Origin of the sequence: Paenibacillus sp. FSL H7-0735 (genome assembly GCF_038008505.1) — a bacterium.
GTDB classification, from domain to species: Bacteria; Bacillota; Bacilli; order Paenibacillales; family Paenibacillaceae; genus Paenibacillus_AQ; species Paenibacillus_AQ odorifer.
The window spans coordinates 2,481,303-2,507,065 of record NZ_JBBOZH010000001.1 but is presented as its reverse complement, the minus strand read 5'-3'; the positions used below and the strand labels follow the sequence as shown (position 1 = coordinate 2,507,065).

Here is a 25,763-nt window from a genome sequence, read left to right as displayed (position 1 = left end):
CGATCACTCGACTAATTGCACCTTATATAGAAAATAAGAACTATGCGGTCCGCAGGATCATAAATAGGTGATTCGAACGGACATGTGGTCAGTTTCACTAATCACATCAGTTTCCAATGAAACCTTTCTGCTGCAAAATGTCTCGCGTATCGTTCCATAATTTATTTTCCATTACCCTATCTCCTCCCGGTTGGACGGGTACAATGGGATTGCCTGTCCCAACGTTAAAATATCCCCCACTGCTCTCTTGATACTTAGGATCGGTCATTAAACGAATAATGATCTCCGCTCCTTTACGAGGGTCGCCAATACGAAAGAAATTCAATAAGTGCTTAAGCATCGAAGAAAACCAAAGTTCACGCCCGAGACCTGTAACATTAAAACCTGGATTCAATGCATGAACGCTGATTCCCGTTCCCGCCCAGCGACGTGCAAGCTCACTGGTAAACATAATATTTAACAGTTTGGTTTTCCCATAAATCTCAGATGATCCCCTGTAAGTAAAGGAAGCTGTATTGAGCAAATCTTCTGGCAACTTTAGCACTCCATGCCGGCGTGAAGCTTCTGAAGCAACATTTATGATTTTTGCACTTCCTGCTGCTCTCAAAGAATGCTCTAAGGTATGTGTCAATAACCATGGTGCAAAATAGTTCACAGCCATCATTTCTGAGAATCCATCGGCAGTTATCCGCTGTTCAAACCCATGAAGCCCTGCGTTATTTATTAACACATCTATCTTCGGAAAAACATTAGATATTTCTTGTCCTAACCTAGTGACATCCTTCATTGAGGATAGATCTCCGTAAAAAAAACTAATTTCGGCTGCTGGTACGCTCTCCTTTATCATTTTTTCAGTTGCTTCCGAACGCGTATTACTCCTTGCAGTCAGAACAAGATGGGCACCTCGCTTAGCCATTTCAAGTGCAACGAGTTGTCCCAAACCGCTTGTAGCTCCAGTAATTACAATAATCGGCTTTGTCATCTTCAACATTCTCCTTTATATAAGGAAATCATAAGGGCCAATTTCATTTTGACAGCGTACTGTCCAAAACATATAATTGATATATATCAACTATATGATGATGATTGACATATGTCAACTTTATAGATGTGTAACGACTTTTAAAATTCAAGGTTAGGTGGCTAAAACAATGAATGCCGAGCGTAAAGACACGTTGAGAGGGCAATTAGAACTGAAGCTAGGTGGACAAATTAGTGCCCTCATTAGTGCTTCGCATGCCCTAAATGTCAGAACTGCTGCCGCTTTCGATTCAACTATACAGCCTGCTGCTTTCCATATAGTCCGTTGGCTGTACTCTTATGGACCAACAAGCGCCTCTGTGTTGGCAGAATCAACGGCTATGGATCGTAGTTCAGTCAGCCGTCTCATCAAGCAACTCGAGAATTTGGGTTATGTTAGAAGGGAAGACTCCCCTAACGATCGTCGAGCTATACTTCTTACTCTCACTGATCTTGGACGGCAAAAAACCTTTGACGCGTTACAGGATAAGGAGTTCATATTTTATGAGCGCATAGCCCAATGGGATAATCAACAGCTTGAAACCTTTATCCAAATGCTTCAGGAGTTTAATGGATTTAATGATAATTAATAAATGGGAACAAAAAAAGAAACAGCATCTTGCTGTTTCTTTAGATATGGATTGTCTGTAATTGGAGTCAGCAATTGTCACTGTTGTTCATGTTCGGTATGTTCATTATTGCATTGCTCAACTACCTCAAAAAGAAATAGACCGTCCTCTCGCAAAGGAATGCGGTCTATTTCCTGACTAAACTTCCGAAGCCACTTTTATCTACCCAAACTATACCACGATCAAAACCAAATAAAAAGTCACTCACTCCCCAAACAGCAAAAAAACGGCATTTCTGCCGTTTCTTTAGGATGGACTCTCAGGGGCTCGAACCCTGGACAAATAGATTAAGAGTCTACTGCTCTACCAACTGAGCTAAGAGTCCATATGATGTTTGGTGGAGCCAAGGGGGATCGAACCCCTGACCTCATCGCTGCCAGCGATGCGCTCTGGCGTGATTGTCAGGGGCACTGCCCATTTTTTTGAATTCAATAATTGTTAGGTGTCAAGAAACCTGTTTTCTATTATCTTGGCCTCTTCTAAACTCACAGGCTCAAGGTGCCAAGTTTCATTTAAAATAAATTTATGCTCGACCTCGTGAATTTTAAATAATAGTCCTGGAGCATATTCCTTCCATATAGATTCAGCTAATAACAAAAATGCCTTAGAGTCCTTAAAATTTTGTCTTTCAAACATTATATCCGCAATCCATAGATAGGCATACCCTATATTCTGTATGTCATGATAGCTTTCTCTTGCTATCAGAATTTTAAGGGATTTACGAATATATCTCTCAGCTGATTGGAAATCATTCAATTTAAAGTAACATCTTGCACAATTCCCATAATAAGTTGACTTATCGCTTTTCTCTTCCATTTCGAATTGTTGAAATATCTCTAGTGCTTTTTTTACTTCACCGCTATCTCTTAACGCTAGAGCATGATAATTCAAAACTGTAGTAGATGGAATGACCTCAAGCTTAGAGGAAAGTAAGATATGCTCTTCAGCTAATCGAATACTTTCAATATTGTTACCTTTAATCCATGCAATCCTACTCGCTAAAGACAAATAATTCACATGACTGTGAGTTCCTTCTTCAATCATAGAATTATACTTTCGTAAATAAAAGTCACACTTTAAATTTTCTCCTATACTGCATAGGTGCGGTAGAAATGAGTGCAAAAAGGAAATATTATTAGCAAGGGTTACCATTTTCACGTCCTTCCAGTCCGTTGAATCTAGTATTCTACACCCTAAAGAATAATATTGATGATGATAACCCCCATCGTAAAGCAATGAAGTATATGCCCCTATAAGATTTAATGCTTTTTCAGGACTGCGAGAATTCAAACATGTCTCTATAGAATCAATTAAGTGGGCTGGCCGCATTGATGCTTCAATCATTGGTTTTTCAGTTTTATTGAATAAATAATTTAAAACACTCTGGGGTAAAAATACGCATAAAACCCCCTTCACAAAACGTTCTTGTGATGCAGGAGGGTACGACTGATGTACAAACTCACGAATTAATGGATGTACTTGATAGGTTAAGGTTGATACATCGTTCATACCACTTTCATGTGGCTCTATTAATCCTAACCTAGTAAGTCTCCTTAATTCTTTTTTTAACTTATCTGGCCCATAGTCAGTAGTAACAGCCAAACTGACTTCATCTTCATTTAATGGTCTATGACCTACCACTAAATATCTTAGAAGATTCTGTCTCTCTTTATTCAACTGCTGCCAAATATCCTTAAAATATTCTTGTATACTACCACCAGTTGTTTCTTCACCTCGCTTTAATCTCTCAACACACTTTTTTAAAGACTCTTGTTTTACATTGACTTGTCCAGCTATCAATCCAAGCCACCATGGATGACCGTTTGTAAGTTTGAAAACTTCTCGCGCATAAATTTCAGCATTTTCACCAGATGATTTTATACCTCTTCTCGCAAAAAAATCAGCTGCCACAGACGTATCAAGGCCTTTCAATTGTATATGTTGAAAATTCGAACTCGAATGGACTAGCGGGGGCCTGCAAGTGAAAACAACCAAGCTTGAATGCTCATTGTTACAAAGAGAATTAAACAAAGGTTTTAATTCTTCTACCGGACCTTCAGAATCAACTTTAACATACGCATCTATATTATCAAACACAACTAATAATTTATATTTATTTAAATACTTCAAAAATCTCTTTACTGTATCCTCTAGCCTTTCATCTTTATATAGTGTTACTGTTTCAAGTCCTCCAGATACTTTTTCGAGTGATTCTATCAGTTTGTAATGAAAAGACTCAGGAAGTTCTCTGCAGTCAATCCAAATTCCATAATCATACTTAGGACTATCTCCACGAGAATATTTTCTTAAATACTCTGATGCTAACGCTGTCTTCCCTTGTCCTCCTACACCAGTAATTGAGATAACTGAAATTTCTCTTTTTTGGGGTAATAACAATTCATCACCTCTACCAACCCAATCACTGATTTTCGGAACGAAATCAACTTCAATAGTCAGAAATTCCGATCTTTTCAATACCACTTCTTGTGTAACTGCCGTGAATTTTTCTATAAGTGGCTCTTTATATAACGTATCAAAAATTCCGTTCTCTTTTCCCAAGTCATACATTAATGTATCAGAAGAAAAAGTACCTGACTCACTAGATATCCTTAGTTGGACATTCACATTGCCCGAAATTGTATCAAATGTGTATATCGCATATCTGCAATTCGAAACTTTATTCCTTCCAATCCCTTTATCCCCTTTTTCCGGATAACCAATACCGCTGATTAAGCTAAATAAGTCTTTGTCGGGATTAGAAAATCTAGTGATCTTGCCCGAATGTATATGACCATGTAAAATTGCATCAACCTTAATTTTTTGACTGCTTGTAAGATAATCTACACACATCTCTCTTTCGTCTTTATCTAGCCATTCAAATGGATGATGAACAAGCCCTATAGTTAAATCAGCCTCAGGTAAACTCTTGCTAATTCTTGTCAATTCTTCCAACTGCGGCTTTCCAACCATTAAATTACCATAATCCCCCTTTCCCACGCATGACCAAGATGAGTTAATCATAATGACTTTAATTATACTATTGTTAATCTTAATATTTCTTACCGCTCCGCCATATTTAGTAAAACTATAGTCTGTCACTCCAGTTACTTTTTCTGCCATAGCAAAAAACTGTTTTTGACGAGTTTCGAATGTCTCCCAGTACTCATTAAATTGAACTTCATCATAATAATTTTCTTTGTGAGTGTTCGCTAACAAAACTTCCACAGCTTTTCTTCTGGGGAAGTCATGGTTTCCAGGAACCAATAATAGTCTCTCTCTATCTATACCTAATTCCTGCGATAGTTGAATGTAATAGTTTTCGGCAATTTGAAATGACCCTTGTGTTCCACCTTTATCCACTGAGTCTCCAGTAATTGCCACAATATCTACAACTAATCCTTTCTCTGCTTTCTTCTGAAGTAAATCCTTTAATAAGGCTTCTCTTATTCCTTTTGTATCAAAATCATCTCTTTCAGAAATATGTAAATCTGAAAGATGAAGAACACATATTTTAGACATATAACCCTCCAATAATTTTAATATTTAGTATTTTGTGATAATAAATCTTAATCAAAACTTTAATCAACATCAAACTAAAGACTAGCTTTAAGCCGCAATACAATATCATTTCCGACAACCTGATTCCAGCGCTTGCACTGCACGGCGATTTTATAACCTTCTTTGCCTTTAAGGATCAAATCTACTTAATGATCACCTTATCCGCCGACCAGTTGTACGGTATAGCCTTGATTTCTATGTAATACAGCTCCATTAAACGCTCAAAATCCGTACCGGACAATGTCCTTACTTCTGCTTTCAGAATCAGTGCACCTCTCAGCTTTTTGGTAGAAGCGTTAGTCGATGTACTATGAACACTAATTTCGGTCCTTGCTACGCTAATCTGACGTTCCAGATGCTCTTATTACTTTCTTAGCCTTACACTGCTTACGAGTCCACATACTGCCGAAGATTTCACCGAGAATGACCGAACCAAGTAGAATTCCTAAAAAGAACCCCAAAGTGAATCACTAAATCTCCAAGAATAAACAATCCTCCCACTATATACGCTACTTGCCTGCCTTCTGCGTAATACGTTTAGCCATAAAAGCCCACCTCATGCTGTTATAGGTCTTATCAAAGTAGAAAAAAGCGACTACATACCTAGTAATTTCGATATTACAATTGATCATTCTTCTATATTTGCTATTTTTCGGTTCAAATTCTCTCTACTATATCATAAGTTTGGCTATATTTGGTATAATAAAAAGCCACCAAATGATACTCAGGGCCTACTTTATTTCACTGAAATTTAGATAACTGCAGAATTCAGTGGATGCTTCTAGTACTATTACTGTTCTATCTTAGTATGATGCGACAGTGCCTTACCCCAACATTCAAATCATCAACTTTTAAGCTACTTGTACAAGCAGTCGCTAAAAACGAGCTAATTTTCAATTTCAACGTCAGTTCTACTGAATCTCGGTAGACCCTCACGCACTCGATGATCGTACTAAGCATCATTTTCTTCTTAGCAGTAGATGCTTTCTTAATCACCTCACGCCAAACAGGAATTAATATTCGTTTTATAACTCCGCAAAATCCAATAAATAGTATTAAAATATATAAATTCAATTATTTAACTATGTTTAATTTCACCTTTATATCAGTTGTTATTTATCGGAAAGACACTTAAAGGCTTACGAGCTAGCCAGAACTTGAGTCAAGAAGATTTGGCTGGAATCTGCAATGTTGATAGATCATATATATATCGTTAATCGAGGTAGGTAAAAATGAGCTATTCGTCAGTAAAATATTTTAACTTTGCGAAGGGCTAAAAACTAGACCATCATACTTCTTCAAATTAGTTGAAATTGAATACGAAAATTCTAGGAATAGTTCCGATATAAAATAAAGGAGTAGAGTGATGGGACTATGTCCCACCACTCTACTCCTTTTAAATGTTTCACTGTGTCTCAATAACAAGCAATATTTAGTAGTTAACAAGATCCAGAATTCTGTAATCATCATAACTTCAAACAACGGGATTCAGCCTGTCACTGGGTATTGGAGTGTAATTCGTATAACATGTGATTAGAAGATACTCGGCATAATAAGACTGGGTAATGTGATTAATACCAAAGAGAATTTTTGCGAAACCTTATCAAAAAGGTATCAGTGTCGATTTAAGAATGTTACCACATTCATAGTAAATCCTACTGAGCTTTTCATAAAGCGGAATACTATTGATCGAAGATTCACTTCTGTACATGAGAGAGAGATTAATTAGATTAATCCTCATCTCACCGATTTTTACTCATTATAAAAGTGTTACTAAATGCAAAGAAACGGCATTTCTGCCGTTTCTTTAGGATGGACTCTCAGGGGCTCGAACCCTGGACAAATAGATTAAGAGTCTACTGCTCTACCAACTGAGCTAAGAGTCCATATGATGTTTGGTGGAGCCAAGGGGGATCGAACCCCTGACCTCATCGCTGCCAGCGATGCGCTCTCCCAGCTGAGCTATGGCCCCAAACTGAAATTTCAGATGTATGTAATCACACATTTTTAAATTTTAGTTTGGTCGTAATTGAGTTGTTCCGATAAACTCAAGCGTCGTAGGCGACTTCTATATAATATAAAAAATCGCCCTCTATGTCAACACTTTTTTTAAAATTCATTTTTCCACTCAAATTCCCCGCTGAGAACTTAGAGGAAACAAACCAGTAGAAGCACTCCTAGCAGACCCTAGGACTGGCTGTAACGCCCTAACTGGGCAAAACCCTATAATCCCTCTAATTCTCCCGTACTCTTGGACAGCAGCCCCTTGAGTTCCTTCATGAACATGTTAATATCCTTGAACTGGCGATATACGGACGCAAAACGAACGTAAGCCACTTCATCAACTGGGTAGAGCTGCTCCATCACGAATTCACCAATCTGTTGGCTTTCCACTTCCGCAACGGCGATGCCGCGCAAAGATTTCTCAACCTCGGACACGATCTTTTCTAGACGTTCCACAGAAACCGGCCGTTTCTCACAAGCACGGATAAGACCGCGGAGTATTTTATCACGACTGAATTCCTCACGGCTGCCGTCTTTTTTAATTACAATCAGTGGCGTCTCTTCAATCATTTCAAAAGTAGTGAAACGTTTGCTGCAACGCTCACATTCACGCCTACGACGGATTGACTTATTTTCATTCGCTGGTCGCGAGTCCAGCACTTTAGTATTTGTGTGATCGCAGTAAGGGCATTTCATAAGCTTCATCACTTCCTATTACATAATGGTATTGGTCCCGGAATGTTATAAATCCGGCTTTTGAACGGCTTTTTTATTATTTCCAGAAATCACCGTTTTTTTCTTGTAATGATAATGGCAAGTCCGGCACATAATACAGTTACCAACAGAGGAGGTGAACAGCAATGAGCCAAAGCAACAACTCCAATAACCTTGTAGCTCCAAATTCCCGCGGTGCCTTGGAACAACTTAAATACGAAGTTGCCCAAGAACTAGGAATCACGCTTTCCCCAGATGGTTACCAAGGCAATAAAACTTCTTATGAAAATGGTTCGATCGGTGGTTACATCACTAAACGTCTTGTAACCCTGGCAGAACAACAACTGGCAGGTCAATACAAATAACCTGACCAACATAAGCTTTTTGAAGAAGTATTAAACGACCTACAAGTCGTTTAATACTTCTTTTTATACATAACACGGCAGAAATTAAAATTCTTTGTAAATGTCCGTGTACTGATCATAGTAATAATTAACGCGCTGTACATAATGCCTGGTTTCACCAATGGGAATATCTTTAATGGTTGCATCTGTCCCATCCCAGATCCCTTCGTCCAACCAGCGTTGAACTTTTCCCGGCCCAGCATTATAAGCTGCGATAATTGCTGTACGTTTGCCTTCGAACTGACGGGATAAAGTTGAAAGATACCATGTACCCAGTTCAATATTAGCCGAAGGCTCATGCTTGAGTTCTTCCATAGATACGTTTGGAAGCTTGGCCTTTTCCAGCGCCCACTTCGCGGTATCCGGCATAAGCTGCATCAGCCCTAGTGCGCCTTTTTTGGATTCTCGTCCAGTTTTAAAGTTCGTTTCTACACGAATAATCGCGGTTACAAGAAACGGGTCTATCTCATAAGTGATGCTGTGCTTGCGAATCTCGTCTTTAAAATGGATGGGATAAAACCACGACATCCAGTTTGTACTCAGAAACAATATTGCCGTAAAACCAACAAATAGCAGAAGCAGTACTCTTTTTTTACGTAACCATTTCATGATAAACCCAGCCTGTCCCAAAAAACAGCAACCTGTTGCTCAGTGTACGCAAGATCGCCACTGTTGTCGATGATGTAGTCCGCTTTATTACGTTTCTGTTCAATATCCATCTGTGCATTCAATCGCGCTTCTGCTTCTTCTAAAGAGAGCCTGTTACGTTCCATTAATCGAGTAATTTGCACTTCACGGGGAACGTAGACTACTACAATCTCATGGAACAGGGATTCAAGCCCTGATTCAAAAAGAAGCGGAATATCCACAATAATAAGCCGCTTCGGCTCTTCCTGCTCCATGCTGTACATACGATTTTTGATTTCCTGCCGGATGGCAGGATGCGTCAAATTGTTCAAGGTTTGCAGGGCCACCGGATCTTGAAAGACGATTTCACCTAATTTGGCCCTATTCAGTGTTCCATCCGAAAAAAGGATCTCTTTTCCAAATTGCTTAGCAGCAGCATCCAACACTTCATGCCCGGGAAGCATAACTTCTCTGGCGATCACATCGGCATCAACCAGCCTCGCTCCCTTGTTCACAAGCAGTGCAGACACTGTGCTTTTTCCGGATGCGATTCCTCCGGTTAAGCCTATAATCATGTACTCACCTCATAATAGCTTCAGTATTCCCATTGCAATTAATAATAACGCTGGTAATGCGGCAGCATGCTTCATCCAGTAGTTCCCGGCAAATCTAAGTCCAGTCTTCATACCCAGTAATAGAAATGTACCACTAAATAAAGCTATTGTAAGTGATGTCCATATCGGATTGAAGCCAAGCAGCGCTGCGCCAAGTCCAGCCCCAAAAGCATCCAGAGAGAGCGCAATCCCAAGTATCATCGCCTCCATCGAAGAGATGCTTCCTGAGGCATCCATATCCGCAGAAGACGGGGTACGCAAGATCTGCACTACAATCCCCAAACGGCGTAGCTCAAGCGAAAAAACAGCTGATTTCAACGGTTCATCATTCATAACAGGTTCTGTACCCGCTTCAGAATCAGCAGCTACCTCTGCCCAAGCCTGCTCGGAAAATGAGCCCTCATCTACCGTTTCAGCTTTACGTCCGCCATCTGCATCTTTCTCTTTTTGCATCAGCATCTGAACAAGTGACCAGCACCCCATTAGCACAAGTATAACCGCACCAACCATAGAAGCTGCATTCGGAGACACTACCTTGGCAAGCAAAACCCCAACCTGCATCGATACACAGATAACTACCCCCGAACAGAGCGAGATAATCAGAACGGAGAGCAGTGGTATTTTCATTTTACGCAGCCCATATGTAATTCCTACACCAAAACCGTCCAAACTCAAGGCAAACGCTAGCAATAGCAGTGAAAATAATGGGCTGAGCACCCGCAATCCCTCCTGTGAAGAACCGGCAAACTGAAAAGTTTATCGTTTCAGCTTCCGTTCTCTATTAAGCATTCTTCACACAGTATATGGGCGGGACAAGTAGTGGGTGCCAACCTTATTATTTCAACAAATTCAGTTAACAGTCGGGCGCTGGCAATTTGGACAATAATGCGTGCCACGACCGCCTACAACCGTCTTCTCAATCATCGTTCCACAGTTACTGCACGGCTGATCCTTACGACCGTAAATCAATAGCTGCTGCTGATACGTACCGCTCTCACCTTGGCCATTAACATATGACTTAACAGATGAACCTCCGGCGTTAACCGCTTCGGCCAGCGTGCTTACAATGGCATGATGCAGCTTGTCCAATTGATTGTCCGTGAGCGATTTGGCGCTGTCTTCAGGATGGATGCCCGCACGGTGCAACGACTCATCTACATAAATATTGCCGATGCCGACGATATATTCCTGATTAAGCAGCAGCGATTTAATTTTGGTGCTTTTACCTGACACGATCTGCTTAAACCTCTCCGGTGTAAAAGAAGGCTCCAGCGGCTCCTGCCCCAGCTTGTTTAAAGGCGGCAGCTGAAGATCTTCTCCCATCTGAAAAAGATGCATCGTACCGAACTGGCGAACATCCGTGTAACGCAGCTCAGTTCCATCCGTAAAATGAAAAATCACATGTGTATGCTTGTCCAGTGGGTCATCATTTGAAAAAAGTCCGTAACGGCCTTCCATCCGCAAATGTGACACAAGCACCAGACCATCCAGCACAATACGCAAAAACTTTCCTCTTCGTTCAACTTTAACAATGCTATGACCTGCCAGCAGGTGGGCAAAAGCCTGAATATCATCCGGACGCTGAATAATCCGCGCCAACCGGACGGTTACATTCTCTATCTGCTTTCCATTAACTAACTCATTAAGTGTTCTCTTGACTGTCTCTACTTCCGGTAATTCCGGCATGATGTCTTCACCTCAACTACATTATAGCTGATATGCACACCTTAAAGGGAGTCTATTTCGCCTCGTACCAGTTACTTCCAAAGCTGACCTCTGCCTTAAGTGGCACAGATAACTTCAGGGCTCCACCCATTACTTCCGGCAAAAGCGTCTTCATAAGCTCCATTTCATCCTCTGGCACCTCGAATACAAGCTCATCGTGTACTTGAAGCAGCATACGGCTCTTAAGCCCACGATCAAATAATGCCTTGTCCATATGCACCATCGCCAGCTTGATAATATCCGCTGCTGTTCCCTGTATAGGTGTATTCATTGCTGTCCGCTCCGCAAAAGAGCGCAGATTAAAGTTCTTCGCATTAATCTCCGGCAGATAACGGCGACGTTCGAGCAATGTGGTCACATAACCATACTTTCGCGCCTCTACTACGATATCGTCCATATAGCGGCGCACACCCTGATATACCTCGAAATACTGCTCAATAAATTGAGCGGCTTCCTTACGCGGAATATTCAAATTCTGCGAGAGGCCGTAATCACTGATCCCGTAGACGATCCCGAAGTTTACGGCTTTTGCGGCACGGCGCATATTGCTGTCCACCTGTTCCGCGGTCACACCGAACACATCCATCGCTGTCTTCGTGTGAATATCCATATCATGCAGAAAAGCTTCCTTCATCCGCTCATCACCTGAAATATGCGCCAGCACACGCAGTTCGATCTGCGAATAGTCGGCTGCCAGGATGGACCAGCCCGGTTCGGACGGAACGAATACCTTGCGGATTTTGCGTCCTTCCTCTAGACGAATCGGGATATTCTGCAAGTTCGGGAATTGGCTGCTAAGCCGTCCTGTAGCGGCAATCGTCTGCCGGTAGAATGTATGCACCTTCCCTGTGTTCGGGGAAATTTCTTTAAGCAGCCCCTCTACGTAGGTAGATTGAAGCTTCGCAATTGTGCGATATTGCAAAATCAAACGCACCACATCGTGGTATGGCGCAAGTTTCTCAAGCACTTCGGCATCCGTGGAATAACCCGTCTTCGTCTTCTTGACGACAGGCAGACCTAGCTTTACAAACAAGATTTCACCCAGCTGCTTTGGTGAGTTCAAATTAAACTCAGTGCCACAAATCTCGTATATTTCACTGACCAATTTGGAAATTTGCGCCTCGAATTCTTTTCCAAGCTCTTTAAGATCACCAGCATTGACTGCAATCCCCTGTTTCTCCATATCCGCCAAAATTCGTGACAAAGGCATTTCCAGATCCTCGAATAGCCCTGTCATCGCGGTCTCCACCAGCTCCTGCTGTTGCTTCTGTGCGATTCCAAGAACCGTTGCACTCTTTCGTGCAACGTGATTTCCTAAGACTTCAAGCTCAGGGATTTTGTATTTGGCACCTTTACCAAATACCTCTTCATCAGGAGAGAGCCGCGGCAAGCCGTATTTAGCAGTGAGATCGTTTAGATTCTGATTAGCCTCCGTAGGATCAAGCAAATAAGCCGCCAGCTGCACATCATGGGCTGCACCTGCAAAAGCAATTCCCTGCCAGTGTAGAGCCAAATCAGCGCGGTGAAGATCATATCCACTTTTCGGAGCCTTTTCATCTCCTAGCCAATCACGCAGCTTCGCAGCAGCCGGTTTATGCAGTAATTCAAACGGCACATAGTAATGCCGCTCCAGAGAGGACAATCCTATTCCGATTACCTCGGCACGATGCGGATTATCTCCATTCGATTCCACATGCAGCGCCGAAATGCCAGCCAGGGCTTCACTTAGCCCCTTAAGTTCTTCTTCACTTACGATCGTAATATCAAGTACAGCTGCTTCTACTTCAGCAGCACTTCCCTCTCCCTCGGCAACAGGAGCATAAGCACTAAGAGACAAACGTTCCAACAGTGATTTAAATTCCAGCTTGGCAAGCGCTGGGCCGGCTGTATCCGCTGAAATTCCATTAAAGACCATGTCTTCCCACGAATGCTCAAGCGGCACTTCGCGATAGATGGTCGCTAATTTTTTACTCATTACCGCATCTTCCGCATGGGTTTCCAGTTTTTCTTTCATTTTACCCTTTAGCTCACCGGTTCCAGCTAAGACACCTTCCACCGATCCAAATTGATGCAGCAGCTTCAAAGCTGTCTTCTCACCTACGCCGGGTACTCCCGGGATGTTGTCACTCGCATCGCCCATCAGCCCTTTAAGATCAATGATCTGCTCTGGGGTTAGGTCATATTTCTCCCGGATTTGTTCCGGCCCATAAAGCTCAACTTCAGTGACCCCTTTGCGGATTAAAGCAACGGTCGTATGCTCAGAGGCCAGCTGCAACATATCCTTGTCTCCCGACACGATCATAACCTGCCGTCCCGCTTCATCCGCCTGGCGCGAAATGGTGCCAATAATATCATCAGCCTCATAATTGCCAATTTCAAACTGCGGTACACCTAAATTAGTCAGCAATTCCTTCAGCAATGGGAACTGCTCGGAGAGCTCGGGCGGTGTTTTTTTCCGGCCGCCCTTATAATCCTGATAACCTTCATGCCGAAAAGTAACTTTCCCTGCATCGAAAGCGACAATCATATGTGTCGGTTTATGTTCTTCGATTAAACGAAGCAGCATCGTTGTAAATCCGTACACCGCATTTGTCTGTTGCCCTGCTGTATTCGTCAGCGGGGGCATCGCAAAAAAAGCACGGTAAATAATATTGTTTCCATCTATAAGTATCAACTTGTCCATAGTGCACCTCGCCTTTTTCATGCTTACTCCTTACATCTTACCATATGCCCTGTACAAGTAGAAACGGCTTTACCAACCTAGACAGTGGGATAAGCTGATATGTTAAGGATATACAACAAGTAGCCGCCCTTTTAAAAGGGCGGCTACTTAGTTTAACTAAAGATATAACAAAAGATGTGTAAGTACAAATTACTGATTCAAGTCCGGACGGCTGCCTGTGACCAGATAAACAACACTCTCACCAATGTTAGTCGCATGATCGGCAATCCGTTCAATATAACGGCCTACCAGCGTTAATAACATAGCTTGGGACACAGAATCCGGTTTTGCCACCATATAACTATATAGCTCATTGATCATCGAACCATATAATTGATCGACCTGATCATCATCTTGTGCCATTCTATAAGCCAGATCAGTGTTCTCATCCAGATAAGACTGGATAGCCTCATCAATCATGGTCGTCACAATTTCCGCCATACGTGGAATGTCTACAAGCGGCTTGATCAGCTGCTGTCCATGGATGCGCATAGTTGCTTTCGCAACATCAATAGCCAAGTCACCCATACGTTCCAAATCGCTAGATATTTTGAAAGCAACGATAATGCGGCGCAAATCTTTTGCTACAGGCTGCTGCGTAATAATTAGCCGTGAGCCAATTTCCATGATTTTATCTTCCATGGCATTCAGCTGCAAATCTGCTTTAATGATTTCCTGAGCGCGTACAGTATCAAGATTCTGTAAAGCAACAATTGCTCCACCAAGAGCATCTATTACATGTTCACCCATCTGCTGCAGCAGACTGCGCAGCTCTTCCAAATCTTTATCAAATTCTTTTCTGCGAATCATAGTAAGAGCGATCCTCCTCATTAATGTATGGTCAGCTTGCCATTTCCAAGGACGAGCGCCCTTGTAGCCCGTATCAGCCGAAACGTCCAGAAATATAATCTTCGGTGCGGGAATCCTTAGGAGTCGAGAACAACACCTCTGTATCCGCCGCCTCTACAATTACACCATTCAAGAAAAACACGGTTCGACCAGATACACGTGCCGCCTGATGCATGTTATGAGTAACCATAACGATTGTATACTTACTTCTTAATTCCTGTACAAGCTCCTCTATCTTGAGCGTAGACACAGGATCCAGTGCAGACGTTGCTTCATCCATGAGCAGGATATCCGGCTGAACTGCCAAAGCTCGGGCAATACACAGCCGTTGCTGCTGTCCGCCGGACAAGCTAAGGGCAGATTTTTTCAGAAAATCTTTAACTTCCTCCCACAGCGCGGAATGACGCAGACTTTGCTCTACAATCTCATCCAGTTCGCTCTTTGAACGAATGCCATGCAGGCGAGGACCGTAAGCTACATTGTCGTAAATCGACTTTGGAAAAGGATTTGGCTGTTGGAATACCATGCCGACCTGTTTACGCAGGCTTTCTACCTCTACCTCGTCACTATAAATATTTTTGCCACCGATGTTTACAGTTCCTTCAATACGTGTACCAGGAATCATATCATTCATACGATTCAGCGTGCGCAACAGAGTGGATTTTCCGCAACCGGAAGGTCCGATAAAAGCAGTAACCTGTTTCTCCGGAATTTGCAGATTCACATTCTTCAGTGCGTGAAATGACTCATAGTAGAGATCAAGTTTCTCTATGTCAATGATGGATTTCATTAGCATTTACGTCTCCTTCTCATCATCTTCGTTCTCCATAATAAGCTTTTAATGTAAATACAGTTGGAGAGAAATGTTAACGCAATGTAAAATTGGTGAAGATGAATTAGTCCACGTGATAGTATTCCCTACAATTCGGCGTGTAATCTCACCTGAATCTTGTTTATGAACGGGATAAAGAAGAAAACTCCTGTCATGCTAAATGACCGGAGCTCTCTTTTTGTTAACAACTAATTTATAACCTACACCTCGAATGGAATCGATATGAACGGATTCTGGATCTAGCTCAAGCTTTTTACGGAGTGAACTTACATGCACATCAACTGTACGCTGTCCACCAATATAATCAAAGCCCCAAACAGCGTTCATAAGATCATCTCTTGTCAGCACTACCCCGGGTTTACGGGCCAAATATAACAATACCTCGAACTCTTTAGGTCGAAGGTTGATGCTATGTCCTCCTAAGGAAACTTCATACCGCTCAGGATAGATTTCTAGTTGTCCCAGAATGATCGTTGAAGCAGATATAGGTGTCTCTTGTGGAGCCTCCTCAGCAAGGCCGGAAATCCGCCGTAATACAGCGCTCACTCTTGCAAGCAATTCGGATACTCCAAAAGGTTTGGTTATATAATCATCAGCACCGGATTTCAGCCCTCTAACCACATCTTCTTCAGCATTTTTAGCAGTCAATACGATAATAGGTGTGCGGATACCTTGTCCACGCAATTTATCAAGGATGTCAATGCCATTCATTCCTGGCAGCATCAGATCCAATACGATCAAGTCAAAAGGTTCCCTCGTCGCACGATCATATCCTGCCGTTCCATGATCCTCTACCGTCACCTCGTAACCTTCCTGCGTTAAGTTATAGGACAGCAGCCGGGCTAGTGTCGGTTCGTCTTCAATGACAAGCAATCGTTGAGCCATAGGTTCCCCCGTCTTCCATATAGTTTGATTTTTACAAAACAGCAACAAAACCATCATATCACCGTAATGTTAACTTAGTGTAAAATTGAAAAAGTGAATTTACAAAAATCTAATCGGTCTTTTCTTCCTGCAGCAAAGGCAATTCAATCACAAAGGAACTGCCGATTCCCAGATCACTTTCAACTGAAATCACTCCATGGTGCATATCTACCAAATGCTTCACAATAGACAGCCCCAATCCCGTTCCACCGGAGCTTCTGGATCTTGCCTTATCCACACGGTAAAAACGTTCAAAAATACGCGGCAGATCTTTTTTAGGAATCCCCATACCCGTATCGCTAACAGTAAATTGAACATTTTCGGAGCCGTCTGGTTTCAGTAGACTCTTAACGTAGACCTTTACGTTTCCGCCTTCATGTGTGTAATTAATCGCATTAGAGAAAAGATTCATAAAGATTTGACGCAGCTTATCCTCATCCGCCTCAATGAACAGCTCCTCAGGAACCTCTACATTAAGACTAATGTTTTTCTTCTCAGCGACTTTACTGATGGTTCCCAGCACGGAATCAAAGAATTCAATGATATGAACCGGTGAGCAATCGAGCTGCACCCGTTTAGATTCGATTTTAGATAATTCCAGAATATCTCCAATCAAGCGATTTAAACGCTCATTCTCATCATATATAATTTGCAGGAAGGATCTCGCCGTCTTCTCATCTTTAACTCCGCCTCCCAGTAAGGTCTCGGCAAACCCTTTGACCGCTGCAACCGGAGTCTTTAGTTCATGCGATACGTTAGCGACAAATTCACTGCGCATCCGCTCCAAACGGCGAATTTCCGTAACCTCTTGCAATAGGAAAAGCATACCTCTGTACGTACCATCCTGGATCATCGGAACCGCGTCCATCCGTACAATTCGCTCTCTTGGGTTATAAATACTTCGCTCTTCATGAATCGGCTCCCGGCTTAATACCCCTTCTTCAAGCAGACGGGTTAGCTCATAATGCCGTTTTAACTCTTTGTACGAATGACCCGCCATTTCACTGTTGCTGACATCAAGCATTCGCTCTGAAGCCCGATTGAGCAGCGCAATCTCTTCTTCCGCATTGATCATTATGATGCCGCCAGTCATATTATCCAGCACGCTTTGCAGCAGATCCTCATTATCACGAATCGTCTTGAGCTGGTCTTGAAGACTGTCTGCCATCGCATTAATCGCTGTAGCCAGCTGTCCAACTTCATCTTTACGCTTCAAATGAACTCTGGCATCATAATCCAGATCGGTAATCCGCCGGGCGACTCTTGTGATTTGCTCCAGTGGGGAAGTCATGCTTGAAGCTACTTTATAGCTCACAATCGTTGCTGACAAGAACAAGATAATTAGACCTGCAGCCATAATCATCCAAGCATGCTTAAGACCTTGAGTAACAGCATCAAGTCCCATTGAGACCCGAATATAGCCGTCAAATCCTTGATCAGAAGTTACCTTTCCAGCCACATATAACATCTCATGCTTTAGAGTTTCGCTGTAACGGATTGCCCGTCCAGTTCCCTCTTTCGCAGCCCCTATCTCTTCTTCACGATTGGAGTGGTTGTCCATTTCCAAGGGGTTTTTCTCAGAATCGCCAATTACTTTACCCGACTTTGTAATAAACGTTATCCGAGAATCTAAAAGTTTAGAAATATGCTCCGCCTGTTCAGTGTAATACGGGATCGCATTTGAAGAATTCATATCTACAAATTCCAGTGTGCCTGAGAGCAAACTTATTTCCCGGGACATATTCTCTTCCAGAGCAGTTATATGGGAGCTCTTAAACAGATGAGCCATCGTAAATCCAGTACCAATCATGGAAATACCGATTAAGGCCATAAGTATAAACGTAAGACGAGCGCGAAACGGTTTCATCTGAAATGTGCCTCTCCCTTTATCATTGTATCTTTTATCCTAACTTCATTTTCTCCAAAATACCAGTACGACTATGACCGTGACAAAAGCCCCCCAGAGTAAATTATATAAAAATAACAGCCCGAGTTGATTAACTCTGGACTGTTACTTTGTATTACTTTTGTAAAAACACATGAGTTTATTCTGTACGGGTGGCAAGAAACCACTGATTACCCTGACGGTCTCTAACCCCTGCTCCTCTTTCTCCATAGGACTTATCCAGTGGTTCTTCAATAATAGAGGCCCCGGCATCCAGGCACTTGCGGTAGGTCTCATCAACATTTCTTACATAAAGATGAATGGCAAGCTGTACCGGTGAATACTTTTCATTCGCTTCAGAAATCTCAATGATGGAATCACCGATTCTGACCTCGGCATGCCTAATCCTTCCCTCATCGTTTCGCAGCATATCAATAATTTTGGCATCAAAGCAGTGCACAACAAAATCTATCAATTGGTCTGCATCTTCCGCAATAAAATACGGCGTAACGTTAAGAAAACCATTTCTAATATAATGTGGTGCCATTCGTTGTCCTCCTTTAGACAGGCAAAAACGCCTTCGGCGTTCCTTAAGGATAATTTATAGTCTGGAACATATAAATCCTTATAATTTGATTAAAACCCATGGAAAAGCCATTCAGAGAATCTGCCCTCCTCATGACTTATCCACCGGTTGTAACCCCATTTATTTAAACACTGGCTCCTTGAATTGAGTCAATTTAGCTGCAGAATCTTTTTCCACATCCGCATGCAGACTGTTGCCGTGAGCATCCATCGTCACAATCGCTGCAAAACCCTCCACGTCGAGATGCCACATTGCCTCAGGAATACCAAATTCCATAAAATCAACAGCGTTGACCTTCTTGATGCACTCTGCATAATACTGGGCGGCTCCACCAATCGCATTGAGGTATACCCCGCCGTGCTCCTGTAACGCTTTTAACGTTTTTGGACCCATACCACCTTTTCCGATGACTGCACGGATTCCAAATTTTTTGATGATATCGCCTTGATAAGGCTCTTCACGAATGCTCGTAGTTGGGCCCGCAGCTTTTACATGCCAGCCTTCCTCATCTTTCATCATCACAGGACCACAATGATAAATCACAGCCCCTTCCAGATCTACCGGAGACTCATGATCCATTAAATATTTGTGCAGAGCATCACGGCCTGTATGCATTTCACCGGATAAAATAACCACGTCTCCAACACGCAGACTACGGATATCCTCTTCACTTACCGGCGTTGTAAGACGTACTTCCCGCGACTCAGAGGCTGGGCTGTTAGCTCCCTCAGCAATTACCGCTTCAGATTCATGTGCCCCTTCATCATCTACAGATATCCCTGTACCACTCTCATACAACCAATCCTCTATATTGCCTGTTGATGGATCAACCAGCACCCCTTGGCGGCGGAAGGCCCAACAGTTATAAGCAACGGATACGAAAAAGCTAGCTGGCAGACGATTCATAACGCCAATCTTACAGCCCAGCAGCGATACCTCACCACCAAAACCCATCGTGCCAATTCCAAGCTTGTTAGCATTCTCCATAATATAGTCTTCCAGCTTGCTAAGGTCTTCTATCGGATTAACATCCTCCACTTTGCGGAACAACTGCTTCTTAGCCAGCTCGTAGCCAGTCGTACGGTCACCGCCGATACCCACGCCAATAAAACCGGCACTACAGCCTTGTCCCTGCGCCTGATATACCGCGTGTAAAATACATTTACGGATTCCGTCCAGATCCCGACCCGCTTTGCCGAGTCCTTCTAATTCTGCCGGGAGACTGTATTGAATATTTTTATTCTCGCAGCCTCCACCCTTCAGAATAAGTCTAACGTCTATTTTATCCTCTTCCCATTGTTCGAAATGAATGACTGGTGTGCCTGCACCCAAGTTATCTCCGCTATTCTCACCTGTTAATGAATCTACAGAATTGGGACGAAGTTTACCATTCTTGGTCGCTCGTACAATGGCATTATGAATATCTTTTTTCATCTCAATCTGATTGATTCCCACAGGGGTGTGAATGATAAATGTAGGCATTCCCGTATCCTGACAGATCGGAGACACTTGCTGCTCAGCCATTCCGATATTTTGTGCAATCGTGGTTAAAGCAAGACCGGACCGGGTAGCCCTGTCTTCCAGCGCGCGACCTTTTGCAACTGCCCGGCGTACATCTCCCGGCAAATTCGTGGAAGTTTCTACGATAAGGTTATAAATACTGTCTTCAAAATGCTGCATCTTCATTCAAGCTCCTCTCGGCAGTTCCAGGTTATCTAAAGTTTGATACAATTAGTATAATAATATCATACCTAGCACCGCATGAAAGGGGTTACTTTAAAATTGAGCTACCATTTTTCTGCCTATCTATATCGTCTTCAGTATATTCAGCGCTGGAGCTTGATGCGCAGCACCGCACCGGAGAACGTCGCTGAGCATTCTTTTCATGTTGCATTGCTCACACATATGCTCTGTTCCATTGGTAATGTACATTTCGGGCGTTCATTAAACGCGGAACGAGCAGCAACCATAGCTCTTTTCCATGATGCCAGCGAAGTATTCACAGGCGACATTGCCACGCCGGTAAAATACAACAATCCTCGCTTGCTCACCAGCTTCCGCGAAATGGAAAAAGTTGCGGCTGATCGCTTAACTGGAATGATTCCATCAGAGCTAAAAAGCATCTACACTCAGCTCATACGACCGGAAGACAGCCCTCCCGATTCGGAGGACATTCTGCTGCACAGCTATGTGAAAGCCGCTGATCGGCTGGATGCTTATTTGAAATGCGTATGGGAGGTTGCTGCAGGCAACCGAGAATTTGCCGCCGCGAAGGAGCAGACAGCAGCAAAACTTCGTGGGCTTGGCCTGCAGGAAGTGGATTATTTTCTGACTCATATGGGACCGAGCTTCGAAATGTCTCTCGATGAGCTCTCTGCCGGAAACTAAACACCATCTACACAATAGAAAAAAGGACCTCCGCATGAATCTCGCAGGGGTCCCTTTAGTGATTAATAATAAAAATACAAGCGTTACGTTACTGATTCAGTCAGGATATCCCAGTCTTTAAAAATCGGCTGCAAACCCTTCGTATATAGCATTTCCGTAATCTCCTGCACACTGCGGCTATCGGATATTTCGAATTGCGGAGTTCCCCCTGCATTAGTGTGACCGCCCACCTCAGTAGTGACCCCGGCTGACATCTTAGTTATTCCTAGATGAATTAAATGATCGCGTAGAGAGGCAGGCTCTCTTGTAGATAAAGTAATGCCCGAACGGGGTAAAAATAACCGGTATGCCAAAATAATCTGCACTAGTGATCGATCGGTAACATCGCACTCTGGGTTAAATTCCCCTAAATAAGGCCGAAACCGTGGGGGTGACAGGCTGATCTCGCAATCTGGATACCGATCCTGTAGATAGCGGGCATGCATGGCACTTTGGAATGCCTCTTGCCGCCAATCGTACATCCCGAGCAACGTACCAATATTCACAGAACGAAAACCTGCCTGACAGCCGCGTTCAGGTGCATCCAGGCGATTTCGGTAGTTTCTTTTAGGCCCTTTAACATGCAGCTTTTTGTAAGTCTCCTGGTGGTAAACCTCTTGGTATAGTGTTAATCCATCCACGCCTGCTTGAAGAAGCTCTTTATATTCGGCAGTCGATAGAGGATTTATCTCAATACTGACGGAGGAAAAAAATTCTCTAAGTACAACTACACAATCCTTAATATATGAGACAGGATTCTCCCGGCGCGATTCACCAGTCAAAATGAGGATATGCCGCAGACCTGTAGCTGCAATCTTCTCAGCCTCCCTGCGAACCTCCTCCAAGGACAGCTTTTTACGCGGAAAATCATAAATGGAGCTGAAGCTGCAGTAGGTACAATGATTCACACAAAAATCGGCAAGATACATCGGTGTGAACAGCTGCATCGAATAACCAAAATGTGCACGGGTCAGTCGCTGAGCAGCTTGCGCCATCTCCTCTAGCAGCGGCGTTGCTGCCGGAGAGAGCAATGCCAGCAAATCATTTTCGTTCAGCTTGTCTTTTCCAAGCGCCCGCTTAACGTCATCCTCCCGGAACTCCTTCCACAGCTGCTCATAAGGATACTGCTCCAAGCGGGCCAGTGTGTCAAAAAAGCTCATGCTAATCCTCCCTCCTTTGGTGAACCTATCAAATTCAGTTCAGAAATCCAGTCAACGGTGACGAAGCAAAAGCAACTTCTTCTACAGGACCGAGTCCTGCCAAATAAGCTTTGCGGCCAGCGGATATCGCCTCGCGGAACGCTTCCGCCATGACGAGCGGATTACGTGCCGTTGCGATAGCCGTATTAAGCAGAACAGCAGCGGCCCCCATCTCCATTGCTTCCGCCGCTTCCGAGGGCTTGCCAATTCCGGCATCTACAATAATCGGCAAATTCACTTCTTCAATAAGAATACGCACAAGCTCCTTGGTGCGCAGGCCGCGATTCGTCCCGATCGGCGCACCAAGCGGCATCACAGCAGCAGCACCGGCATCTCTCAGACGTAAAGCAGCCGAAAGGTCCGGACTCATATATGGCAGTACTACAAAACCCTCCGCCGCTAGAATCTCTGTAGCTCGTATGGTCTCCAGATTATCTGGAAGCAGGTATTTCTGATCATTGATCACTTCGATCTTCACCCAGTTCCCCAGTCCCGCAGCTCTTGCTAATCTCGCAATACGGACTGCCTCTTCCGCTGTACGCGCTCCTGAGGTATTAGGCAGAAGAGTCATGTGGCCGGGAATGTGGTTCATGATATTTTCTGCTCCACCTTCCGGGTCCACTCGGCGAAGCGCTACAGTAATCACCTGAGAACCAGAGCTTGCGATCACTTCGGGGATCAGAGCATTCCGGCTATATTTTCCGGTTCCGATAAATAATCTACTAGTTAATTCGATGCCTCCAATATGTAACGGGTCATGCATGAAATTACCTCCCTTTGGTTCTTATAAATTTCTCAAAATTCTATACCGCTCCATCTCAACCCCCACCAACAAAGTGCACCAGTTCCAAACGATCATCCTCGCTCAGAGCAGTACTTTCATAATTCTCCTTACTGACAATTTCTCCATTCAGCTCAATGATCATCAGACGACCCGACCACTCAGGAAGACTGATCAAATCAGCTATAGTTTGAATACCACCAGAACACTCTGCGGATTTCCCGTTAATCAACAGTCTCATTCTGAATCACCCCCTTCGCCTATGCTTTTACCTCCCGGCTATGAATGAACCGCCTTATGAATAGCTTTGGCGGCCTCATAAGGATCATCCGCTCCGCAAATTCCGGACATCACAGCAATTCCTGCCGCGCCTTGCCTAATGATCTGCGCCGCATTAGCGGGACCAATTCCGCCAATCGCAATTACAGGAATAGAGCTAGTCTTCACCGTTTCTGCAAGCAGCTCTAACCCACGTGCGGGCAGCCCTAGCTTGCTCGCCGAGGGAAATACATGGCCAAACAAGCAATAATCAGCTCCCTGCTCTGAAGCATTCGCCGCTTCTTCCGGAGAATGAACCGATCTCCCCAGCCAAAGCTGAGGTGCAATTCGCCGGGCTGTAAGCGGGCTCAGACTGTGCCCAGCCAACTGAACACCCGCGGCACCAGCTGCCAATGCTACATCGATCCGGTCATTGATTATCAGTTTGGTAGCGGGTATACCGGCAGCCAACAGCTCCTGTGCCGCAGAGAGCAGTTCGCGTGCTGGACATTGCTTCTCTCTTAAGTGAATATAATCGACCCATGTCTGCACCGTGACAGCCAGTTCAACAAATTGTCTCAACAGCTGCTTGCCGTCTGATATTAGATGGATCTCAGCTTGTACCACTCGCGTCTCCTCTCTCTCACTTCCCTGTAGGCCAGTAAAAAACAAAAAAACTGCCCCCGTAAGGAAGGCAGTCAGAATCTGTATATAGACGGTACTACAAATAGCCCGACAACAGAAATTCGTTCTCCACTTCCCTACGCTGGTCTTAACCAGATCAGGTTCAAAGGGTCCGGAAATCCATTCCGTCTCAGCCAATCGGCACCCCTAGTGACATAAATATACAATTTTGAAATACTAACGTGGTTTATAGTAACATATTTTTTTATTGAAATACACCCATTTATTCACATTAGCTGTACTAATCTAACCGTTTACTACCTCGCCACCATTTACATGAATAACCTGTCCAGTCACATAACTGGAATCGTCAGAGGCTAGATATACATAGGCTGGCGCCAGCTCCTCTGGTTGTCCAGGCCGTTTCATAGGCTGCGTGCCTCCAAACTCGCTAACCTGCTTCGCATCAAAGGTAGAGGGAATTAGCGGTGTCCAGATTGGACCTGGTGCTACACCGTTTACCCGTATGCCCTTCTCCGCCAGATTCGTGGACAAAGATCGTGTGAAACTCAGGATAGCTCCTTTAGTTGATGAATAGTCCAGCAGCTGCGGGCTTCCGCGATAAGCGGTAATTGAAGTTGTATTTATAATTGTAGATCCTGCTTTTAAATGAGGCATAGCTGCTTTTGTTAAATAGAACATCGCAAATATATTCGTACGGAAAGTACGCTCTAGCTGCTCGGAAGTAATATCCTCGATCTTAGCTTGCGGATGTTGCTCCGCCGCGTTATTGATGAGAATATCAAGCTTTCCTAAGCCCTCTACCGTCTGTTTAATAAGATCCTTACAGAATTTCTCGTCACCGATATCACCTGGAATTAGGATACATTTGCGGCCTTCCTGCTCGACCTGACGTTTAGTTTCCTCTGCATCTGAGTGTTCATTAAGATATGAAATGACCACATCAGCACCTTCTTTAGCAAAAAGCACAGCAACTGCACGCCCAATTCCGCTGTCTCCACCGGTAATCAACGCCGCCTTGTCTTGCAGTTTACCTGCTGCTTTATAATTTGCCGGCTCGTATTTGGGCAGCGGCGTCATTTCACTCTCAATCCCTGGCTGATGATGCTGCTCCTGTGGGGGTAAGGTTTTTGTAGCTTGTTTATTATTGCCTGACATCTTCCCTATCTCCTCTCGTTAAGCAAATTGATAGTTAACTGATCATCTTAGGATGGCACAACAATGCATGTTTATACGCTGGGTTTGTCATTTTCTTAAATCGCTTTACGAATCTTACTTACCACAATGCAAGTAGAAATAAACAACCGTGGATGTAAACTGCTGTAAGTGGAGAGGACTTCACTGCATACAAAAAGGCACA

General features: G+C 43.6%; 24 protein-coding genes, 3 tRNA genes and 1 riboswitch. Of the genes, 4 read left to right on the top strand and 23 right to left on the bottom strand.

Going from position 1 to position 25,763, the window contains the following annotated elements:
- Positions 1–106: 106 nt before the first annotated feature.
- On the bottom strand, positions 107–982 hold the full coding sequence (locus NSS82_RS11265) for an SDR family NAD(P)-dependent oxidoreductase (RefSeq protein ID WP_076273113.1): 876 nt from the start codon (positions 980–982) through the stop codon (positions 107–109).
- Positions 983–1,151: 169 nt separating this feature from the next.
- Here NSS82_RS11265 and NSS82_RS11260 point away from each other — a divergent pair, with 169 nt between their 5' ends.
- Positions 1,152–1,610 (top strand): MarR family winged helix-turn-helix transcriptional regulator, encoded by a 459-nt coding sequence (locus NSS82_RS11260; RefSeq protein WP_076273112.1) that lies wholly within the window; start codon positions 1,152–1,154, stop codon positions 1,608–1,610.
- Positions 1,611–1,684: 74 nt separating this feature from the next.
- On the top strand, positions 1,685–1,750 hold the full coding sequence (locus NSS82_RS32680) for a putative holin-like toxin (RefSeq protein WP_368665799.1): 66 nt from the start codon (positions 1,685–1,687) through the stop codon (positions 1,748–1,750).
- A gap of 151 nt (positions 1,751–1,901) precedes the next feature.
- Here the strand turns inward: NSS82_RS32680 and NSS82_RS11255 are convergent.
- The 6 genes from NSS82_RS11255 to nrdR all read right to left on the bottom strand — a co-directional run bounded on the left by NSS82_RS11255 (position 1,902) and on the right by nrdR (position 7,907).
- Positions 1,902–1,974 (bottom strand) — tRNA-Lys (locus NSS82_RS11255).
- Between the two features lie 113 nt (positions 1,975–2,087).
- Positions 2,088–5,168, bottom strand: coding sequence for a metallophosphoesterase (locus NSS82_RS11250; protein WP_076106510.1), 3,081 nt, complete (start codon positions 5,166–5,168; stop codon positions 2,088–2,090).
- Positions 5,169–5,242: 74 nt separating this feature from the next.
- Positions 5,243–5,311: a hypothetical protein gene (locus NSS82_RS32675; RefSeq protein WP_370511326.1), complete on the bottom strand. Its 69-nt coding sequence runs from the start codon at positions 5,309–5,311 to the stop codon at positions 5,243–5,245.
- A gap of 1,709 nt (positions 5,312–7,020) precedes the next feature.
- Positions 7,021–7,093: transfer RNA gene (locus NSS82_RS11245), tRNA-Lys, on the bottom strand.
- A 10-nt stretch (positions 7,094–7,103) separates the two neighbouring features.
- Positions 7,104–7,179 (bottom strand) — tRNA-Ala (locus NSS82_RS11240).
- A 251-nt stretch (positions 7,180–7,430) separates the two neighbouring features.
- Positions 7,431–7,907 (bottom strand): transcriptional regulator NrdR, encoded by a 477-nt coding sequence (nrdR, locus tag NSS82_RS11235; protein WP_036678976.1) that lies wholly within the window; start codon positions 7,905–7,907, stop codon positions 7,431–7,433.
- A 164-nt stretch (positions 7,908–8,071) separates the two neighbouring features.
- Between nrdR and NSS82_RS11230 the strand changes: the two genes are divergently transcribed.
- The gene (locus tag NSS82_RS11230) at positions 8,072–8,290 is read left to right on the top strand and encodes an alpha/beta-type small acid-soluble spore protein (RefSeq protein WP_036678974.1); all 219 of its coding nucleotides are present in this window, start codon (positions 8,072–8,074) and stop codon (positions 8,288–8,290) included.
- Between the two features lie 84 nt (positions 8,291–8,374).
- Here the strand turns inward: NSS82_RS11230 and NSS82_RS11225 are convergent, their stop codons facing one another.
- From NSS82_RS11225 to NSS82_RS11175, 11 genes are all read right to left on the bottom strand, one after another.
- Positions 8,375–8,938 carry a lytic transglycosylase domain-containing protein gene (locus NSS82_RS11225; protein ID WP_036678971.1) on the bottom strand — a complete coding sequence of 188 codons (564 nt, stop codon included), beginning with the start codon at positions 8,936–8,938 and terminating at the stop codon, positions 8,375–8,377.
- Positions 8,935–9,531, bottom strand: coding sequence for a dephospho-CoA kinase (coaE, locus tag NSS82_RS11220; protein ID WP_076272452.1), 597 nt, complete (start codon positions 9,529–9,531; stop codon positions 8,935–8,937). The genes NSS82_RS11225 and coaE overlap by 4 nt, the downstream gene beginning before the upstream one ends.
- 9 nt (positions 9,532–9,540) lie before the next feature.
- Positions 9,541–10,287, bottom strand: coding sequence for a manganese efflux pump (locus tag NSS82_RS11215; RefSeq protein WP_036678965.1), 747 nt, complete (start codon positions 10,285–10,287; stop codon positions 9,541–9,543).
- 132 nt (positions 10,288–10,419) lie between these two features.
- Entirely contained in the window at positions 10,420–11,256 is an 837-nt protein-coding gene (gene mutM / locus NSS82_RS11210) for a DNA-formamidopyrimidine glycosylase (RefSeq protein ID WP_036678963.1), read from the bottom strand.
- Positions 11,257–11,308: 52 nt separating this feature from the next.
- Entirely contained in the window at positions 11,309–13,978 is a 2,670-nt protein-coding gene (polA, locus tag NSS82_RS11205) for a DNA polymerase I (RefSeq protein WP_076272453.1), read from the bottom strand.
- A gap of 189 nt (positions 13,979–14,167) precedes the next feature.
- Complete coding sequence (phoU, locus tag NSS82_RS11200; protein WP_036678957.1) at positions 14,168–14,827, bottom strand: phosphate signaling complex protein PhoU; 660 nt, start codon at positions 14,825–14,827, stop codon at positions 14,168–14,170.
- A gap of 73 nt (positions 14,828–14,900) precedes the next feature.
- Positions 14,901–15,656 carry a phosphate ABC transporter ATP-binding protein PstB gene (gene pstB, locus NSS82_RS11195; protein ID WP_036678954.1) on the bottom strand — a complete coding sequence of 252 codons (756 nt, stop codon included), beginning with the start codon at positions 15,654–15,656 and terminating at the stop codon, positions 14,901–14,903.
- A gap of 198 nt (positions 15,657–15,854) precedes the next feature.
- Positions 15,855–16,583 carry a response regulator transcription factor gene (locus tag NSS82_RS11190; protein WP_036678951.1) on the bottom strand — a complete coding sequence of 243 codons (729 nt, stop codon included), beginning with the start codon at positions 16,581–16,583 and terminating at the stop codon, positions 15,855–15,857.
- A gap of 109 nt (positions 16,584–16,692) precedes the next feature.
- Entirely contained in the window at positions 16,693–18,489 is a 1,797-nt protein-coding gene (gene pnpS, locus NSS82_RS11185; protein WP_036678948.1) for a two-component system histidine kinase PnpS, read from the bottom strand.
- A 178-nt stretch (positions 18,490–18,667) separates the two neighbouring features.
- Positions 18,668–19,054 (bottom strand): VOC family protein, encoded by a 387-nt coding sequence (locus tag NSS82_RS11180; protein ID WP_076124919.1) that lies wholly within the window; start codon positions 19,052–19,054, stop codon positions 18,668–18,670.
- A gap of 159 nt (positions 19,055–19,213) precedes the next feature.
- Entirely contained in the window at positions 19,214–20,773 is a 1,560-nt protein-coding gene (locus NSS82_RS11175) for a fumarate hydratase (RefSeq protein ID WP_076146271.1), read from the bottom strand.
- A gap of 102 nt (positions 20,774–20,875) precedes the next feature.
- Between NSS82_RS11175 and yfbR the strand changes: the two genes are divergently transcribed.
- Positions 20,876–21,481 (top strand): 5'-deoxynucleotidase, encoded by a 606-nt coding sequence (gene yfbR / locus NSS82_RS11170; RefSeq protein ID WP_143761251.1) that lies wholly within the window; start codon positions 20,876–20,878, stop codon positions 21,479–21,481.
- An 83-nt stretch (positions 21,482–21,564) separates the two neighbouring features.
- Here the strand turns inward: yfbR and thiH are convergent, their stop codons facing one another.
- The 5 genes from thiH to NSS82_RS11145 all read right to left on the bottom strand — a co-directional run bounded on the left by thiH (position 21,565) and on the right by NSS82_RS11145 (position 25,561).
- Positions 21,565–22,680, bottom strand: coding sequence for a 2-iminoacetate synthase ThiH (gene thiH, locus NSS82_RS11165; protein WP_076100108.1), 1,116 nt, complete (start codon positions 22,678–22,680; stop codon positions 21,565–21,567).
- 34 nt (positions 22,681–22,714) lie between these two features.
- Positions 22,715–23,482: a thiazole synthase gene (locus NSS82_RS11160; RefSeq protein ID WP_036678942.1), complete on the bottom strand. Its 768-nt coding sequence runs from the start codon at positions 23,480–23,482 to the stop codon at positions 22,715–22,717.
- Positions 23,483–23,537: 55 nt separating this feature from the next.
- A complete protein-coding gene (thiS, locus tag NSS82_RS11155) occupies positions 23,538–23,741 on the bottom strand; it encodes a sulfur carrier protein ThiS (RefSeq protein ID WP_076100105.1) in 204 nt (67 codons plus the stop codon).
- Positions 23,742–23,779: 38 nt separating this feature from the next.
- Positions 23,780–24,385: a thiamine phosphate synthase gene (locus tag NSS82_RS11150; protein ID WP_076100104.1), complete on the bottom strand. Its 606-nt coding sequence runs from the start codon at positions 24,383–24,385 to the stop codon at positions 23,780–23,782.
- A 114-nt stretch (positions 24,386–24,499) separates the two neighbouring features.
- A riboswitch (TPP riboswitch) is annotated at positions 24,500–24,601 on the bottom strand.
- An 87-nt stretch (positions 24,602–24,688) separates the two neighbouring features.
- A complete protein-coding gene (locus NSS82_RS11145) occupies positions 24,689–25,561 on the bottom strand; it encodes an SDR family oxidoreductase (RefSeq protein WP_038569678.1) in 873 nt (290 codons plus the stop codon).
- Between the last annotated feature and the right edge of the window lie 202 nt (positions 25,562–25,763).